Raw genomic sequence first — 16,647 nt, forward strand, 5'->3', positions numbered from 1 at the left:
GAGGCACTGACCGCGCGTTTCACAGGGTCGCGAAACGGTTAAAGGGTTACGTTCGCGGCGAGTTGAACCGGTCCGCGCAAGGGTGCGGACACGCGTCCGGCCGGACCTTGGTCGACAAGGTCCGGCCGGTTGCGTGAGGTTGACGACTTTCGTTGACGCGTCAGCCGAGCAGCGTGCCCAGTTCGACGTGCGGCAGCGCGTGGGCCTCGGCGACCTCGCGGTAAACGACCTGGCCGTCGTGGGTGTTGAGGCCCTTGGCGAGGGCGGCGTCGCGGCGCAGCGCCTCGACCCAGCCGCGGTTCGCGAGCTCGACGATGTACGGCAGCGTGGCGTTCGTCAGCGCGTACGTCGAGGTGTTCGGAACGGCGCCCGGCATGTTGGCGACGCAGTAGAAGACCGAGTTGTGGACGTTGAACGTCGGCTCGGCGTGCGTCGTCGCGTGCGAGTCCTCGAAGCAGCCGCCCTGGTCGATCGCAATGTCGACAAGGACACTTCCGGGCTTCATCTTGGCGACGAGCTCGTTGGTGACGAGCTTCGGGGCCTTGGCGCCGGGGATCAGGACCGCGCCGATGACGAGGTCGGCCTCGGTGACGGCCTTCTCCAGCTCGAAGGAGTTGGAGACGATCGTCTTGACCTTGGTGCCGAAGACCTTGTCGGCCTCGCGCAGCTTGTTGATGTCGCGGTCGAGCAGGGTCACGTGGAAGCCCATGCCGACGGCGATCTGCGTGGCGCTCCAGCCGGAGACGCCGCCGCCGATGACGACGGCCTCGCCGGCCGCCGTACCCGGGACGCCGCCCGGGAGCACACCACGGCCGCCGACCGAGCGCATCAGGTGGTACGCGCCGACCTGCGGGGCCAGCCGGCCCGCGACCTCGGACATCGGGGCGAGCAGCGGCAGGGCGCGGTTCGCGGTCTCCACCGTCTCGTACGCGATCGCCGTGGTGCCGGACTCCAGCAGGGCGTCCGTGCACTCACGGGAAGCGGCCAGGTGCAGGTAAGTGAAGAGCGTCTGGTCCTTGCGGAGGCGGTGGTACTCCTCGGCAATCGGCTCCTTGACCTTCAGCAGCAGGTCAGCGGTGGCCCAGACCTCATCGGCGGTCGCCAGGATCTGCGCACCGGCGGCGACGTACTCACCGTCCGTGATCGAAGATCCGACGCCGGCGTTCTGCTCGACGAAGACCTGGTGGCCGTGGCGCACCAGCTCGTGCACGCCTGCGGGGGTGATGGCCACCCGGAACTCGTTGTTCTTGACCTCGCGGGGGATGCCGACCTTCACGTCGATCACGGTCCTTGGCTCAGGGGGAATAAATGGGTCAATGCCATACATACCCAGGTACGCACGGCACACCCGGGCAACACCGCAGCATGACGCGGCAGAGCCAGTCTAATGAAGGATTTCCCGCTGTCTAGCCTTACAAAGCATCAATCTCTCGGCGAACCACTGCGGATTTCGTAGGCGGAACCCTCGTCTCCCAGCAGTCTTTCCGCAGCGTTCCTGTGCAGCCGGGCCGCCGCCGGGTCCCCCAGCCGGTCGAGTGTGTCCGCGAGCCGCAACTCCAGTGCCGCGTGCAGCCGTACGTCCTCGGCCTGTCGCGCCCACTCCACGGCCTCCCGGCAGGTACGCAGCGATTCCTCGGGCCGCCCCGCGTACTCCTGCACCCTGGCCACTTCGCTCAACGCCCTTGCGTGGCCCGGCAGATCACCGACCCGGCGGTGGCCCGCCGCCGAAGCCCGCCAGTTGCGCAGCGCCTCGCCGTAACGCCCGGCATAGGTGTGTACGGCCCCGAGCCGCCCGTACAGCCGTGCCGCGTCCGCGCGTTCGCCCCGCGACAGCCGCTGTTCCAGCGCCCGGCCGTACCAGTCGGAGGCGCGCTGCCAGTCACCCAGTTCCTGGTACGTACCGCCTACGGATTCCATCGCGCGGCCCGTGGCGTAGGGGTCACCGGCCGCCCGGCCTGCGTCCAGTGCCGCCCGGTAGCGCGTCAGCGCCTCCTCCGCACGCCCGGTCCGCGCGTCCAGATCCGCGAGATTCAGCAGCGCGGCGGCCTTCTCCCGGTGCAGACCGCACCGCTCGGCCACGTCGAGTACGAGCCGGTGCAGCCCGTACAGCTCGGGTGCCGCCGCTTCGGTGCCCCGGTGCGCCGCCAGCGCCCGTACCAGCGCGGCCACCAGCCGCCTCGCCAGGGTGTCGAGCTCACCGTCCTCGACCGCGATCCGGGCCGAGGCGAGGAGCGCGGGCTGCCGGATCCGCAGCCACTCGGCGGCGGCCGGGACGTTCGGGAAGCGCAGGGCGCGAGGCAGTCCCGCCAGGTTTTTCCGGGCCGCGGAGCCGTCGGGCTCGGTGATCGCCCGGCAGGACTGGAGCAGCCGTACGGTCCGCTCCAGCATCCTGGCCCGGGCCAGCTGCACCTCGGCGGGCCGGTCCCGGTCCGCCATCAGCGCCTTCAACATGGGCGCGAGGCAGCCGGGCACCTCGTACTGCCGATCGCCCGCCCTTCGCAGCAGGCCGAGCGCGGCGAAATCGTCCAGTGCCGTCTGGGCCCCGGACACCGAGCAGCCGGCCAGCGCGGACGCGGTGTGCGCGTCCACGACGCCAGCGGGGGCGAGGGCGAGCAGCCGCAGCATCCGTGCCGTGGGCTGCGGCAGCGACTCGTACACGAACCGGAACGTGCGGGCCAGCGGCCTGCCGCCGGTGGGCTGCCCTGGGTCGACGGGCATGTCGTGCAGCCGCTTCGTCACATCGGCGACCGACGCCTTGGGGCTGGCGGAGAGCCAGCCGCCGATCAGCGTCAGCGCGGCGGGCTGCCCCCCGCACTCCTCGGCGAGCGAGTCGGCCGCCGTGGGGTCGACGGTGATCCTTACCGCGCCCGTGAAACGGCCGAGCAGTTCGACGGCCGAGCCTGTGTCCAGGCCGCCGATGGTGCAGGGCCGGACGCCCGGGATGCCGGTGAGGGGGCCGCGGGCCGTGGCCACGACCAGGCAGTCCGGGTTGTCGGGCAGCAGCGGATCGACCTGCTCGGCGTCGGCGGCGTCGTCGAGGACGAGCAGCACGCGCCGTACGCCGAGTGCTGCGCGGACCATCTCGGACAGCTCGTCGTCACCGGCTCCGGGCGGGACCGGGACCGCGAGGTCGTCGAGCAGCGCGCGGGCGGTGCGCTCGGTGGGTACGCGCTCGCCGCCGGGGTCGGTCAGCCGGGCACGGAGCGTGCCGTCGGGGTAGTCGTCGGCGAGGCCCCCGGCGAGTTCGGCGGCGAGGGCGGTACGGCCCGAGCCCGGGCGGCCCGCGATCAGCAGCACGCGGGCCCTGGGGGCCTTGCGGCCGGCGAGGGTGTCGAGGCCGGCCCGCTCGATGTCGTCCCGCAACTCCTTCAGCTCACGCGCTCTGCCGAAGAACTCGCCCGTTGTCCGCTCAGCCGCGGAGCCCGCCGCCGTGCCGCTGGTGTCCACCACCTGATCCGTCACGGGCCACGCTCCCGTCCGCCTGCGCACAAGCCCGCCCGCGACTGCGGTCGGGGCTTCGAGCGTAGTTCACGCTCTGCTACGAACCGTGCGGAGCGCGGCGGGGTCGTCCCCCGATCGGATCAGCTGTTTTTCACTCCCACCCCGCCCCTTCCCGTTGTGACATTGGCGGCTACGCCGCGTGGGGGCGAGCCCCGGACCGGGACGCCGTACGGGCGTGTCCTCACACGCCGGACGGGCTGGACTTTCCCGCTCAGAGGCAGTGCCCCCACAGGACCTCGCCTAGGCCTCGAACGGGCGTGCCGGCCACGGCGCGTCGGCCGGGCGCAGTGCCTCGACCCCTTCACCCGCGAGCACGGCGGTCAGCGCCAGAACCCCCACCACCAGGCAGGTGTTGTGCAGCTCCCCCGCGAGCGCCCCCCGGACGAGCTCCGGAAGCGGCACGCGCGCGTGCTCCATGTCCGCCTCTTCCTCCTCGACCTCGAAACGCTCGCCCTCGACGTCGGAGAGATCGCGGGCGAAGAAGATCCGTACAGCCTCGTCACAGCCCCCCGGTGTCGGGTAGACATCGGCCAGTACGCGCCACTCCTCCGCCTTGACGTGCGCCTCTTCGTACAGCTCCCGCTGAGCCGCGCTCAGCGGATTCTCACCGGGTACGTCGAGCAGGCCGGCCGGGATCTCCCAGAGCTTGTGGCGTACGGGGTGCCGGTACTGGCGGATGACCAGGACACGGTCGTGCTCGTCGAGGGCCAGGACCGCCACGGAGCCGGGGTGCACCTGGTAGTCGCGACGCACCACGCTGCCGTCGGGCATGACCACGTCGTCGGTACGGACGCTCGTCTTGTTGCCCTTGAAGGGAACCGCGGTCGCGGTGACCTGCCACTCCTCGGGGGTGTCCTTGATGGCCATGAAGCGTCCTCCCAAAGCAGAAAGCAGAAAACCGGGGTACCGGCCCCGAAAGGCCCGTACCCCGGCAACCGTATCTCTTGCGACTACTTGCCGGACGTGCCGGTCTTGCGCTCCACAGCCGCCTTGACCAGGCCCGCGAAGAGCGGGTGCGGGCGGGTCGGACGCGACCGCAGCTCCGGGTGCGCCTGGGTGGCGACCAGGTAGGGGTGCACCTCGCGCGGGTACTCGACGTACTCGACGAGCTTGTTGTCGGGGGACGTGCCGGAGAAGACCAGGCCGGCCTTCTTCTCCAGCTCCGCGCGGTAGGCGTTGTTCACCTCGTAGCGGTGGCGGTGGCGCTCGTCGACGTACGGCTGGTCGCCGTAGACCTCACGCACGATGGAGCCCTCGGCGAGCTTCGCCGGGTAGAGGCCCAGGCGCATGGTGCCGCCCAGGTCGCCCGCGCCTTCTACGTACGCGAGCTGCTCCTCCATGGTGGAGATCACCGGGTGGGAGGTCGCCGCGTCGAACTCGGTGGAGTTGGCGTCCTCGATGCCGGCGAGGTTGCGCGCGGCCTCGACGACGATGCACTGGAGGCCGAGGCACAGGCCCAGCAGCGGGATCTTGTTCTCGCGGGCGTACTGGATGGCGCCGACCTTGCCGTTGACGCCGCGCTCGCCGAAACCGCCCGGAATGACGATCGCGTCGACGTCACCGAGCTGCTTCTGGGCGTCCGCCTGCGTCTTGCAGTCGTCCGAGGTGACCCACTTGACCGTGACGCGGGCCTTGTTGGCGAAACCGCCGGCGCGCATGGCCTCGGTCACCGACAGGTAGGCGTCGGGCAGGTCGATGTACTTGCCGACGAGCGCGACCGTGACCTCGTGGTCGGGGTTGTGGACGCGGTCCAGCAGGTCCTCCCACTGGGTCCAGTTCACATCGCGGAACGGCAGGTCCAGCTTGCGGACGACGTACGCGTCCAGACCCTCGGTGTGCAGCACCTTCGGGATGTCGTAGATCGACTTGGCGTCGATCGCGGCGACCACCGCGCCCTCGTCGACATCGCACATCAGCGAGATCTTGCGCTTGATGGACAGCGGCACCTCACGGTCGGCGCGCAGCACGATGGCGTCCGGCTGGATACCGATGCTGCGCAGCGCCGAGACCGAGTGCTGGGTCGGCTTGGTCTTCAGCTCACCGGACGGGCCGATGTAGGGGAGCAGCGAGATGTGTACGACGAAGACGTTGTCGCGGCCGACCTCGTGTCGTACCTGACGGACCGTCTCCAGGAACGGCAGCGACTCGATGTCGCCGACCGTGCCGCCGACCTCGGTGATGACGACGTCGACGTCGTCGGTCGCCATGCGCCGGATGCGGTGCTTGATCTCGTTGGTGATGTGCGGGATGACCTGCACGGTGTCGCCGAGGTACTCGCCGCGCCGCTCCTTGGCGATGACCTGCGAGTAGACCTGGCCGGTGGTGACGTTGGCCGAGCCGTCGAGGTCGACGTCGAGGAAGCGCTCGTAGTGGCCGATGTCCAGGTCGGTCTCGGCGCCGTCGTTGGTGACGAACACCTCACCGTGCTGGAACGGGTTCATCGTGCCGGGGTCGACGTTCAGGTACGGGTCGAGCTTCTGCATCGTGACCCGCAGGCCCCGCGCCTTGAGCAGCGCACCCAGACTGGAGGCCGTCAGGCCCTTACCGAGGGAGGAGGCGACACCCCCGGTGACGAAGATGTGCTTGGTCGTCATGGATTTGGGCGGCATCGCCAAGAGGGGGCTCCCGTGGTCGCGAGGTGAGGTGCGTACCGGCTGCCGGCCCGGAATCCGGGTGGCGCCGTCGCTGCGGTTTCGGGGCGCCTGATCGTCACAGACTGGCCACCGGTCCACGGGGTACCAGGGTATCAGCGACGGGAGGAGGCCGCTTCCGGCCACGCGCCGCGTCTCCCGCCGCACGTGGCGCCCCCGCACCCGCCGTCCCCCTGCCGCTCGTCCGAACCCCACACAGAACTCACCCTTGGCTCACCCGTTCGGCCGACTCGTGTTGCCGGTACCGTCGCGCAGAGCACTTGGCTGCGACGTATCCTGCTCGGATACATCGCTGCGAGCCGGCCGGCGAAGGCACCATCCCCGCCCGCTCCCGGGACCAAGAGCTCGTCGAAAATCCCCTGACCGCAAGTGCCCCAATGGGGCGAACGTGGCCGTTCGACTGGAGATTGCAACGTGGCCGGGCGCATCGAGGACTACGCACTTATCGGAGACATGCAGACCGCGGCACTGGTCTGCAGGGACGGCACGGTCGACTGGCTGTGCCTCCCCCGCTTCGACTCACACGCCGTTTTTGCCGGACTGCTCGGCACCGAGGAACACGGTTTCTGGCGGATCGGCCCCGCTCACGCGGCCGACGCGGGACCACCGGCGGCTGCCCGCCGCCGCTACCGCGGGGACTCCCTCATCCTCGAATCCGAGTGGGACACCCCCCGCGGCACGGTCAAGGTGACCGATTTCATGCCGCCGCGCGACGGCGCGCCCCAGCTGATCCGGATCGTCGAGGGCGTCAGCGGCCGGGTGCGGATGCGCTCCGCACTGCGCATGCGTTTCAGTTACGGACGTGTGGTGCCCTGGGTCCACAAGGTCGACAAGCGCACGGTCGCCGTCGCCGGACCCGACTCGGTCTGGCTCGACACCGACGTCGAGACGTACGGCAAGGACCTGACGACGTACTCCGACTTCACCGTCGCGCCCGGTGACCGGATCGCCTTCACCATCAGCTGGCAGCCCTCGCACAAGGCGGAGCCGCCGCTTCCGGAGCCCGAGGCCTCGCTGGAGGCGACCGCCGAGTTCTGGAGCGACTGGGTCGAACAGTGCACGTACCACGGGCCCTACCGCGAGCCCGTGATCCGCTCACTGATCACCCTGAAGGCGCTGACGTACGCCCCGACGGGCGGCATCGTCGCCGCGCCGACGACGTCACTGCCGGAGGAGATCGGCGGCGTACGCAACTGGGACTACCGCTACACCTGGCTGCGCGACGCCGCGATCACCCTGTCGTCGCTGCTGCGCACCGGCTACCGCGAAGAGGCGCGCGCGTGGCGCGAGTGGCTGCTGCGCGCGGTCGCGGGCGACCCGGAGAACCTGCAGATCATGTACGGGATCGCGGGCGAGCGCGAGCTGGGCGAGGCCGAGCTGGACTGGCTGCCGGGCTACGAGAATTCGACTCCGGTACGGGTCGGGAACGGCGCGGCGCACCAGTTGCAGCTGGACGTGTACGGCGAGGTCACCGAGGCGCTGCACCTGGCCCATATGACCGGCCTGACCCGCAACGACTACGCCTCCCTTCTCCAGCTCAAGCTGATCCGCTACCTGGAGGACCACTGGAACGAGAAGGACGAGGGCATCTGGGAGGTTCGCGGCCCGCGCCGCCACTTCGTGCACTCCAAGGTGATGGCCTGGGTCGCCGTCGACCGGACCATCAAGCTGATCGAGATGGGCGACGCGGACGGTCCGGTCGAGAAGTGGCGCGAGCTGCGCGACGAGATCCACCGCGATGTGTGCGAGAAGGGCTACGACCCGGAGCGCAACACCTTCACGCAGTCGTACGGTTCGAAGGAGCTCGACGCCTCTCTGCTGCTCATTCCGCAGATGGGTTTCCTGCCGCCCGACGACAAGCGGGTCATCGGCACGATCGAGGCGATCCAGCGCGAGCTGTCCACGGAGGACGGTTTCGTACTGCGCTACCCGACGTCGGGCGACGACGCGGGCGTGGACGGCCTGGAGGGCGACGAGGGCGCGTTCCTGGCGTGCTCGTTCTGGCTGGCCGACGACCTGGCGATGATCGGGCGGGTCGACGAGGCACGAAAGCTCTTCGAGAAGCTGCTGGGACTGCGGAACGACCTGGGGCTGCTCGCCGAGGAGTGGGACTCCAGGCTGCAGCGCCAGGTCGGCAACTTCCCGCAGGCCTTCAGCCACGTGCCGCTGATCGACACGGCACTGCGGCTGACGGCGAGTGGTGCGTACGGCGGCTGACTAGGCGATCTTGCCGATCACCTGACGGGCGGCGCGTTCCCCTTCGGTCGCGCCGCCCTCCATGAAGCCCTGGAAGTCGTAACTGCAGTGCTCGCCGCCGATGTGAACGTTCCCCTGTGCGGTGCCTTCGTAGCCGGCGTACCGGTGCAGATAGCCGATGGGCCAGTAGGAGTACGCACCGAGGGCGTACGGGTCGCGGTGCCAGGCGGACAGCTGGGCCTTCCCGGTCCACGTTCTCGACGTTCCCGGGAAGAACGCGTCGACTTCACGGGAACGGCGCGCGGCGAGGTCGCGTACGTACGGGTCGGACTCGGTGGCGAAGGGCGTGCCCGGGACGAGCGCCTTGGCGAGCCGGCCGCTGCCGTACTGGATGAGGATGCCGCCGGTCCCGGGCTGGAGCTTGGTGGTGTCCCAGGTCTGCTGTACGTCGGTGTCGGTGAAGCAGTCGCCCGCCGACACCCCGGGCCAGGCCCCTTCGCCGCGCCACGGGCGCGCCGAGAACTGCATGTTGAGCTTGGTGCAGTTGCCCATCCGGGCATCGCGCACCAGGTTCGTCATGAGCGGGTCGAAGCCGGCGGCGGACAGATCGAGGCGCTGGAGTACGGGCAGCGGCACGCACAGGATCGTGTGGTCCGCGGTGACGGTGGTCGTGGTTCCCGCGTCGGTGAATGTAAGGGTCTGGGTGCCATTGCCGTTGGCCCTTACCGCCGTGAGCTGTTTGCCCATCTGGATCGTGCCCGCCGGCAGGCACTTCGCGATGGCGCGCGGGAGCTGATCGTTGCCGCCGGTGATGTGGTACCGCTCGTTGGACAGCCCCCAGACATTGAAGTGACCGGGGTTCGGCTGGTAGCCCATCAGCAGCACCAGCGCGAGCGCCGACTGTTCGCTGGTCTCGGCGCCGTATTCGACGTTGTAGGCGACGTCGATGAACCGCCCGAGCGGCGAGGAGTGCCCGCCAGGCACACGTGAGTCGATCCACTCATAGATCGACATGTTGTCGAGGGCGGTGCCGACCGGGGTGGTCTGGTTCCACTTCACCTCGCCCGCTTCCTGGAGGTCCCGGTGGAGGGCCTGGAAGACGTCCTTGAAGTCCTCGTCGGCCTGCTTACGCGGGTAGTACGCCCCGTTGAACCAGAGCACCTCCTCCGCGCCGTTCGGCCCGCCGCCCAGGAAGTCCTCCGTCGGGAGACCGAAACGGCGGCACAGTTCGAGGATCTTCTTGTGGCTGGTGTCGATCAGCTCCCCGCCGATCTCGGAGGTCTGGCCGTACGCCCAATGGCTGCGCTGGGTCCACATCCGGCCGCCGACCCGGTCCGGGTTCGCCTCGTAGAGCGTGCAGCCGAGGCCGGCGTCCTTGAGGGTCAGCGCGGCCGTGAGGCCGGCTATGCCCGCGCCGACCACGGCGATTCTGGGCGTCCCCGCGGCCTGTACGGCGGCCCGGGCAGGCGCCGCCCGGGCGGAGACCACGGGACCGGCCAGGACCGTACCGAGGCCGAGAGCGGCGGCCCGGCCGAGCAGCTCACGGCGGCTGGAGCCGCGCACCTCGGCGGCGGGCATGCGCAGCCTGCGGGCGGCGGCGTGCTGCGCGGCGAGTTGCCGCAGTGCGTGCATCATCTGCGTACGGGACATGGGAGAGCTCCTCAGACGGTCGCGGCTGGCTGACTGGTGTGGCTGTCGTCGGTGCGCTCGGCCGCGTCCTCGAGGACGATCCGGCCGATGATCTCGTAGCGTTCGGGCCTCTTGGCCTTGAGGTAGAAGCCGAGTCCGAGGCCGCCGAAGAAGACCAGGCCGACGATCCACGGGATCAGGTCGAAGAAGAGGGAGTCGGCGGCGAGTCCGGCCGCGGTCTCCATGTTGATCACGAGCAGTACGACGACGGCGATCATGCCGATGCCGCCGAGGAGCGGAGCGGTGAAGGTCTTGAACCAGTGCCGGTCCTCCGGGTGGTTCTTGCGGAAGTAGCCGATCACCGCGAAGGAGCACAGCGTCTGGACGATGAGGATCGCCATCGTGCCGAGGATCGCCAGCAGTGTGTACAGGTGGATGTACGGGTCCTCACCGGCGAGCCAGAAGGCGGCCACAAGAAGGGTGGCAATACCTGACTGGACGTACGACGCGATGTACGGCGACCCGTGCGACCGGTGCGTACGCCCGAGGGCGGGGTGCAGGAAGCCCTCGCGGCCGATCGCGTACAGGTAGCGCGACGCGCACTGGTGGAACGCCATGCCGCAGGCGAACGAACCCGTGAGCAGCAGCCACTGGAAGGCGTCGACGGCCCACGCCCCGATGAAGGCCTCCGTGGGATCGAAGAAGAGGTCGAGCGGGGAAGCCGACGACGAGACCTTGACCGAGCCGTCGAGTCCGTTGCCGGCGATGGTCATCCAGGAGACGTAGATGTAGAAGAGGCCCACTCCGACCACCGAGATCAGGGTCGCGCGCGGGATGACGCGCTTCGGGTCGCGGGACTCCTCGCCGTACATCGCCGTCGACTCGAAGCCGACCCACGACCAGAAGGCGAAGAAGAGACCGAGCCCCGCCGACGTGCCGGTGAAGGCGTTCACGGGATTGATCGGTTCCACGGGAATGCCGTCCGGACCGCCGCCCGCGAACAGTACGGCGGTGGCCACAGCGAAAAGAACGGCTATCTCGGCGACGAGCATGATGCCTAGGGCCTTGGCCGTGATGTTGATGTCGAAGTACGCGAGAACGCCCGTCACGGCGAGCATTCCGGCGGCGTACACGATCCACGGAATGTCGACACCGAGCTGGTCGGCGACGGTCGTCTGGCCGAAGTAGGCGAAGATGCCGACGATCGAGGCCTCGAAGACGATGTACGCGAGAACGGCGAGCATCCCGGACGCCATGCCCGCGATGCGGCCGAGGCCGTGCGAGATGTAGCCGTAGAAGGCGCCGGCGGCGGTGATGCGCTTGGCCATGGCGACGTATCCGACCGAGAAGACGGTCAGGACCAGCGTCGCGAAGAGATAACCGGCGGGAGCGCCGGTCCCATTGCCGAAGCCGACGGCGATGGGGAGATTTCCGGTCATCGCGGTGATCGGCGCCGCGGTGGCGACCGCCATGAAGACCACGCCCACCAGTCCGACGGAATTCGCCTTGAGCCGCTGGACTTCACGTGCGGGTTTGTCAGACATGCCGCGCCCTCTCTCTATGTACGGGGGCGACAGTCTTGGTCCGAGTGACGTAGACCACAATCGACATGGGGTCACTCAAAAGCCGTGCAGGGGCGACGACTTGTCGGGCCGCGGGACGACGCGATGTGTCCCGTAACCGCAGGGTGATGTTCCTGGAACGGACACGCGGGTAGCGTCCACCGAATGCGGTGCCTTCCTGGGGCACGGCGGGAACAACGTCACGAGGTACATCGCAGTGGAAACGCAAGGCGGCATCACCGTGCAGCGGGCGCTGGAGCTGCCGGGGCTCCGCGGCGGTCTTCCCGAGGTCGTCGCCTGCGCCGACCGGCTGAACCGCACGGTGCGCTGGGTGCACGCGGGCGAGGTGCCGAACATCGCCTCGCTGCTCAAGGGCGGCGAGCTGCTCCTGACGACCGGCCTAGGCCTCGGTACGCGCCCGGCCGAGCAGCGCGCTTTCGTACGCCGCCTGGCCGACCGGGGCATCGCCGCGCTCGTCGTGGAGCTGGGCCCGCGCTTCAGCCGGCTCCCCTCAACCATCGTGGAGACCGCGCGGGCGGCCGGACTGCCGCTCGTGCAGCTGCACCGCGAGGTGGCGTTCGTATCGGTGACCGAAGAGGTCCACACCGAGATCGTGAACGGCCACTACACACTTCTGCGGCGCGCCGAGGAGGTACACCGGCGCTGTACGGAGGCGCTGCTCGGCGGCGGCGGGATTCCCCAGGTCCTCGGCATCCTCGCGGACTTCACCGCCAACCCGGTCTTCCTGGAGACGGCGGACGGCCAGCTGCTCTACGCGGCGGCGCCCGAGACGGGCGAGGCGTGCGCCGACCCCCTCCAGGTGTGGGAGGGCCTGCGCGGTCAGCGGGAGGCGCGCGAGGAGGGCCCGCCGGCGAACGGCGTGCTGGTGGACGTACCGGGCGGCGGCCACGGCGCAGCCGCCGTACGGGCCAGGATCGCGCTCCTCGCGGTCTCTGCCCCGCTCCTCCCCGTCCACCGGATCGCGGCCGAGCGGGCGGCCGGAATTCTCGCGGTGGTCCTGATGCAGGCACGGCAGGAGGAGGAGCTGGCCGCTCGCGGCCGCGGCGACTTCCTCACCGACCTCGCGGAGGGCCGCATCGCCGCCGAGGACGCACCCGCGCAGGCCAGGGTGCTCGGTTTCAAGCCGGGCGAGGGCCCCCTCCTCCCCGTCGTGATGCGGCTCGCGGCCGAACTGGCACCGGCGGGCAACTGGGCGGTGCTGGCGCGGGCGGTCCTGGAGGAGCTCTCCGCGGTCGGCGTGCCGGTCCTCCTGGGCGTACGCCCCGTAGAGGGCCGGGTGCCCCTCCTCCTGGGCCTGCGCTCCGAATCGGAGCGTACGGCGGTCGCCGACCGCGTGGCAGCGGCCCTGCGCGCAGGTGTCGAACGAGCTGGCCTGGAACGCGCGGGCGCGCATCCTCCCGTGGTCGTCGTAGGCGTAGCCGGCAGCTGGACAGCGGCGTCGGCGGGCCTTCGCCACGCGGCGGAAACCGCAACAGCGGCGCAGGGCCTCACCGACCGCCCCTGGTACGACGCCCGCCGCCTCGACATCGACCTGCTTCTCTGGCGTCTGCGCGAGCACCCGGACCTGGCGGCCTTCGTCGACCGGGCGATCGGCCCCCTCCGCGACCATGACCGCACGTCCCGCCCGCCCCTGCTCCCCACCCTTCAGACGTACCTCGCACACGCGGGCCGCAAGGCGGAAACAGCCCGCGAACTGCACCTCAACCGTCAGACCCTCTACAACCGCCTGGCCCGCATCTCCGAACTCCTCGGCACGGACCTGGACGACCCCCAGACGGTCCTGGCCCTGAGTCTCGCCCTGCGCGCGCGCCGCCACACCACTTAGGAAGTCAACTCGTCGTACACGCTCAGCACCTGCGCCACCGTCTCGTCCTCGGTCGGCCAGGTGGCGGCCTCTGCCCTGCCCGCCTCGGCCAGCCAAGTCCGCCTGGCCGGGTCGCCCAGCAGCCGGACAACGGCGCTCGCGAGCGCCTCACTGTCCCCGTACGGAACCAGCTCGGCCGCGTCACCCACCAGTTCCGGCACCCCACCGACCGCCGTGGCGACAAGCGGAACCCCAACCCGCAGCGCCTCCTGGGCCAGTACAGACCGCCCCTCCCACCGGCTGGCGAGCACCGCGACATCGGCGGCCGCGAGCAGCTCCCCGATGTCCTCACGCCTGCCGATGAGCCGTACGGGCAGCGATTCGGCCTCGATACGCCGCTGCAGGGCGCCCCGCTCGCTCCCTTCACCGGCCACGACCAGCAGGGGCGTAGGAACCAGGTCACGCCATGCCCGAGCCGCGTCGAGGAGGTCCCCGTACCCTCGGCCCCGTACAAGACTCCCGACGGCCATGATCAAAGGTCGGTCCACGGCCCCGAGGTCGGCTCGCGCCTTGCTCTCCGGAGCGTTCACGGGCGGACGCGGGGCGGGCACGGTGACGGGCGCGAGCCGCGCGTCACGCGCACCCCGGCTGCGGGCCCGGTCGACGAGATCGGACGACGTCCCCAGCACCACGGCGGCCGCCCTGGCCGCCCTCCGCTCCAGCAGCCGCACGAGGTGACCGCGCGGACCGTCGTCGTCCGCCCGGGTGTGCCAGGTGACCACGAGCGGAATCCGTCGCCCCCGCAGCGCCAGCGTGCTCCGCACGGCGGCGTGCAGACCATGCGCGTGCACAAGGTCGGCCCCGGAACAGGCCGCGCGCAGCGCCGCCACAGCGGCGGGATCACTGCGCCGGGGTACGGAAACGAAGCGTGCCCCGGAACCACCGAAGTCGTACGCCGGCTCAAGCCCCGCGGGAGCGCAGACACTCACTCGCAACCCACGCGCGACAAGGCCTTCGGCCAGCGACCTGACGTGCGCGCTGCTGCCGGCGCTGCCGCCACCGAGGACTTGGACCACGCTCAGCGGCGACTGGCCGTACGGCGGGACCGGGGTGCTGCTCACGTCGGTCGGAGCTCCTGAGTCGGCGTCGAACGGCGGACGTACTGCGCCGCCCAGAATGCCAGCCCGCACGTGCGTTCCGGCACCACGAAAGGGTCGAACCCCTGGTCGCACTTCACCGCCATCACCCACACGGGTGATTAGGGGTCAATGCTCCCGCGCACGACGTCGGTGACGGAACCACCACTCACGGGAGGAGGCGGGACGCGCAGGGGGCGGTGTTCGGAACGTAAAGCGTGATTTGTGGGCAGGGCGCCGGTTCCTCACCAAACCCCGCGCGGCGCCTGAATCATGCAGTTCCGAACATCGCCCCCGGAGCGGCACGCCCCCGCACGAGCAACACAACCGCAACTCACCGGCCGCACAACCCGCTACGCATCACTCCGAGCCGCGGCCAGCAACTCCTCCGCATGCGCCCGAGCGGTCTCCGAGTCCTCCTGCCCCGCCAGCATCCGCGACAGCTCCCGCACCCGGTCCTCGCCCTCCAGCACGGTCACCCCGCTCCTGGTGACGGACCCGTCATTGGTCTTCTCCACCAGCAACTGCCGGTCGGCGAACGCCGCGACCTGCGGCAAGTGCGTCACGACGACCACCTGCGCCGACTTCGCCAGCTTCGCCAGCCGCCGCCCGACCTCGACCGCCGCCTTGCCGCCCACACCCGCGTCGACCTCGTCGAACAGATAGGTCGGCACCGGATCGGACCCGGCGAAGACAACTTCCACCGCCAGCATCACCCGGGAGAGCTCACCCCCGGAAGCCCCCTTGGCGATCGGCCGGGCCTGGGCGCCAGGATGCGGCGCGAGCAGCAGCTCGACCTCATCGGCCCCGGAGGCCCCGTACGCCACCAGCCGCCCACCGACCTCCACCCCCTCAGGGTCCTCGGTCTGCCGGACATCGATCGTGACCCGCGCATGCGGCATGGCAAGCGACGCCAGCTCACCGGTGACGGCATCGGCGAACCGCTCCGCCGCCTCCGTACGAGCGTCGGTCAATGCCTGCGCCAGCGCCCCCAGTTCGTCCCGCAACCCGTCGCGCTCAGCCGTCAGCTCACCGATGCGGTCGTCGTCACCCTCCAACTCGGTCAGCCGCGCGGCACCGTCCTGGGCCCACGCGAGCACCGCCCCGACGTCCTCGCCGTACTTGCGCGTGAGCTGAGTGAGCGCCGCCCGCCGCTCCTCCACCGCCGCCAGCCGCAGCGGATCGGCGTCGAGGTTGTCGGCGTACCCGGCCAGCTCCCCGGCCACGTCACCCAGCAGGATCCCGATCTCACCGATCCGCTCAGCGAGCACAGCGAGCGCCGGATCATGCGCACGCACCGCGTCCAGCGCCCGGTGCGCCCCGGCGACGAGCGTGTTCGCGTCGAGGCTCTCGAGGTCCTCCGGATTCCCGGCGAGCGCGGCGTGCGCGACGGACGCCGCCGAGGCCAGCGCCTCGGCATGGCCCAGCCGCTCCGCTTCCGCGGCGAGTTCGACGTCCTCGCCCGCCAGCGGTTCGACCGCCGCGATTTCATCCAGCCCGAAACGCAGCAGATCCGCCTCCTGCGCACGCTCACGCGCCCGCGTGGTCAGCTCGTCCAGTTCCACCGCGACCGCCCGCAGCCGCCGGTACGCGGCCGCGTACTTCGCATGAGGGACGGCGACGGCGTCACCCGCGTACCGGTCCAGCGCCTGCCGCTGCCGGGCCGGCCGCAGCAGGCCCTGCTGATCGGTCTGCCCGTGTACGGCGACGAGGTCGTCGGCCAGCTCCGCGAGGAGCCCCACCGGAACCGACCGACCGCCCACATGGGCACGCGAACGCCCCTCGGCCGAGATGGTCCTGCTGACCAGCAGCGCCCCGTCGTCCAGTTCGGCGCCGGCCTCCTGGGCCCGTACGGCGGCCGGCCCGTCTGCCGGGACGGTGATCCGCCCCTCGACGACCGCCGATTTGGCCCCGATCCGTACGAGGGCAGGGTCGGCGCGCCCGCCGAGCAGCAGCCCGAGGCTGGTGACGACCATGGTCTTGCCCGCGCCGGTCTCACCCGTCACCGCCGTGAACCCAGGTGACAGCTCGACGACGGCGTCATCAATGACGCCCAGCGACCGTATCCGCATCTCCTCCAACACGGACACGACCTTACGAGGTCCCGGGCCCCCATTGCGACGGCCCCCGCACCGACACTCCCCCGC

At 70.4% G+C, this 16,647-nt stretch carries 10 protein-coding genes; 2 read left to right on the top strand and 8 right to left on the bottom strand.

The features are described 5' to 3' along the window. Positions 1-160: 160 nt before the first annotated feature. The 4 genes from ald to AC1P0E_RS06365 form a co-directional block, all read right to left on the bottom strand. Positions 161-1,276 (bottom strand): alanine dehydrogenase, encoded by a 1,116-nt coding sequence (gene ald, locus AC1P0E_RS06350; RefSeq protein WP_482745669.1) that lies wholly within the window; start codon positions 1,274-1,276, stop codon positions 161-163. Between the two features lie 146 nt (positions 1,277-1,422). Continuing rightward, positions 1,423-3,462 (bottom strand): tetratricopeptide repeat protein, encoded by a 2,040-nt coding sequence (locus AC1P0E_RS06355; RefSeq protein ID WP_482741164.1) that lies wholly within the window; start codon positions 3,460-3,462, stop codon positions 1,423-1,425. A 279-nt stretch (positions 3,463-3,741) separates the two neighbouring features. Beyond that, positions 3,742-4,368, bottom strand: a complete 627-nt coding sequence (locus AC1P0E_RS06360) for an NUDIX domain-containing protein (RefSeq protein ID WP_482741165.1) — start codon at positions 4,366-4,368, stop codon at positions 3,742-3,744. An 83-nt stretch (positions 4,369-4,451) separates the two neighbouring features. After that, positions 4,452-6,110, bottom strand: coding sequence for a CTP synthase (locus AC1P0E_RS06365; protein WP_482741166.1), 1,659 nt, complete (start codon positions 6,108-6,110; stop codon positions 4,452-4,454). 456 nt (positions 6,111-6,566) lie between these two features. On the opposite strand from AC1P0E_RS06365, the gene AC1P0E_RS06370 reads away from it, so the two are divergent. Continuing rightward, positions 6,567-8,369: a glycoside hydrolase family 15 protein gene (locus AC1P0E_RS06370; RefSeq protein WP_482741167.1), complete on the top strand. Its 1,803-nt coding sequence runs from the start codon at positions 6,567-6,569 to the stop codon at positions 8,367-8,369. On the opposite strand, the gene AC1P0E_RS06375 is transcribed toward AC1P0E_RS06370, so the two are convergent. Both AC1P0E_RS06375 and AC1P0E_RS06380 read right to left on the bottom strand, forming a co-directional pair. Then, a complete protein-coding gene (locus AC1P0E_RS06375; RefSeq protein WP_482741168.1) occupies positions 8,370-9,998 on the bottom strand; it encodes a flavin monoamine oxidase family protein in 1,629 nt (542 codons plus the stop codon). An 11-nt stretch (positions 9,999-10,009) separates the two neighbouring features. After that, on the bottom strand, positions 10,010-11,521 hold the full coding sequence (locus AC1P0E_RS06380; protein WP_482741169.1) for an APC family permease: 1,512 nt from the start codon (positions 11,519-11,521) through the stop codon (positions 10,010-10,012). A 235-nt stretch (positions 11,522-11,756) separates the two neighbouring features. On the opposite strand from AC1P0E_RS06380, the gene AC1P0E_RS06385 reads away from it, so the two are divergent. Beyond that, entirely contained in the window at positions 11,757-13,385 is a 1,629-nt protein-coding gene (locus AC1P0E_RS06385; RefSeq protein ID WP_482741170.1) for a PucR family transcriptional regulator, read from the top strand. On the opposite strand, the gene AC1P0E_RS06390 is transcribed toward AC1P0E_RS06385, so the two are convergent. Together AC1P0E_RS06390 and recN are read right to left on the bottom strand one after the other, a co-directional pair. Then, positions 13,382-14,485, bottom strand: coding sequence for a glycosyltransferase family 4 protein (locus AC1P0E_RS06390; RefSeq protein WP_482741171.1), 1,104 nt, complete (start codon positions 14,483-14,485; stop codon positions 13,382-13,384). The genes AC1P0E_RS06385 and AC1P0E_RS06390 overlap by 4 nt on opposite strands. Positions 14,486-14,853: 368 nt before the next feature. Continuing rightward, positions 14,854-16,572, bottom strand: a complete 1,719-nt coding sequence (recN, locus tag AC1P0E_RS06395) for a DNA repair protein RecN (protein ID WP_482745670.1) — start codon at positions 16,570-16,572, stop codon at positions 14,854-14,856. Positions 16,573-16,647: the final 75 nt, after the last annotated feature.

This window comes from Streptomyces sp. TRD_SC_5, assembly GCF_056836825.1.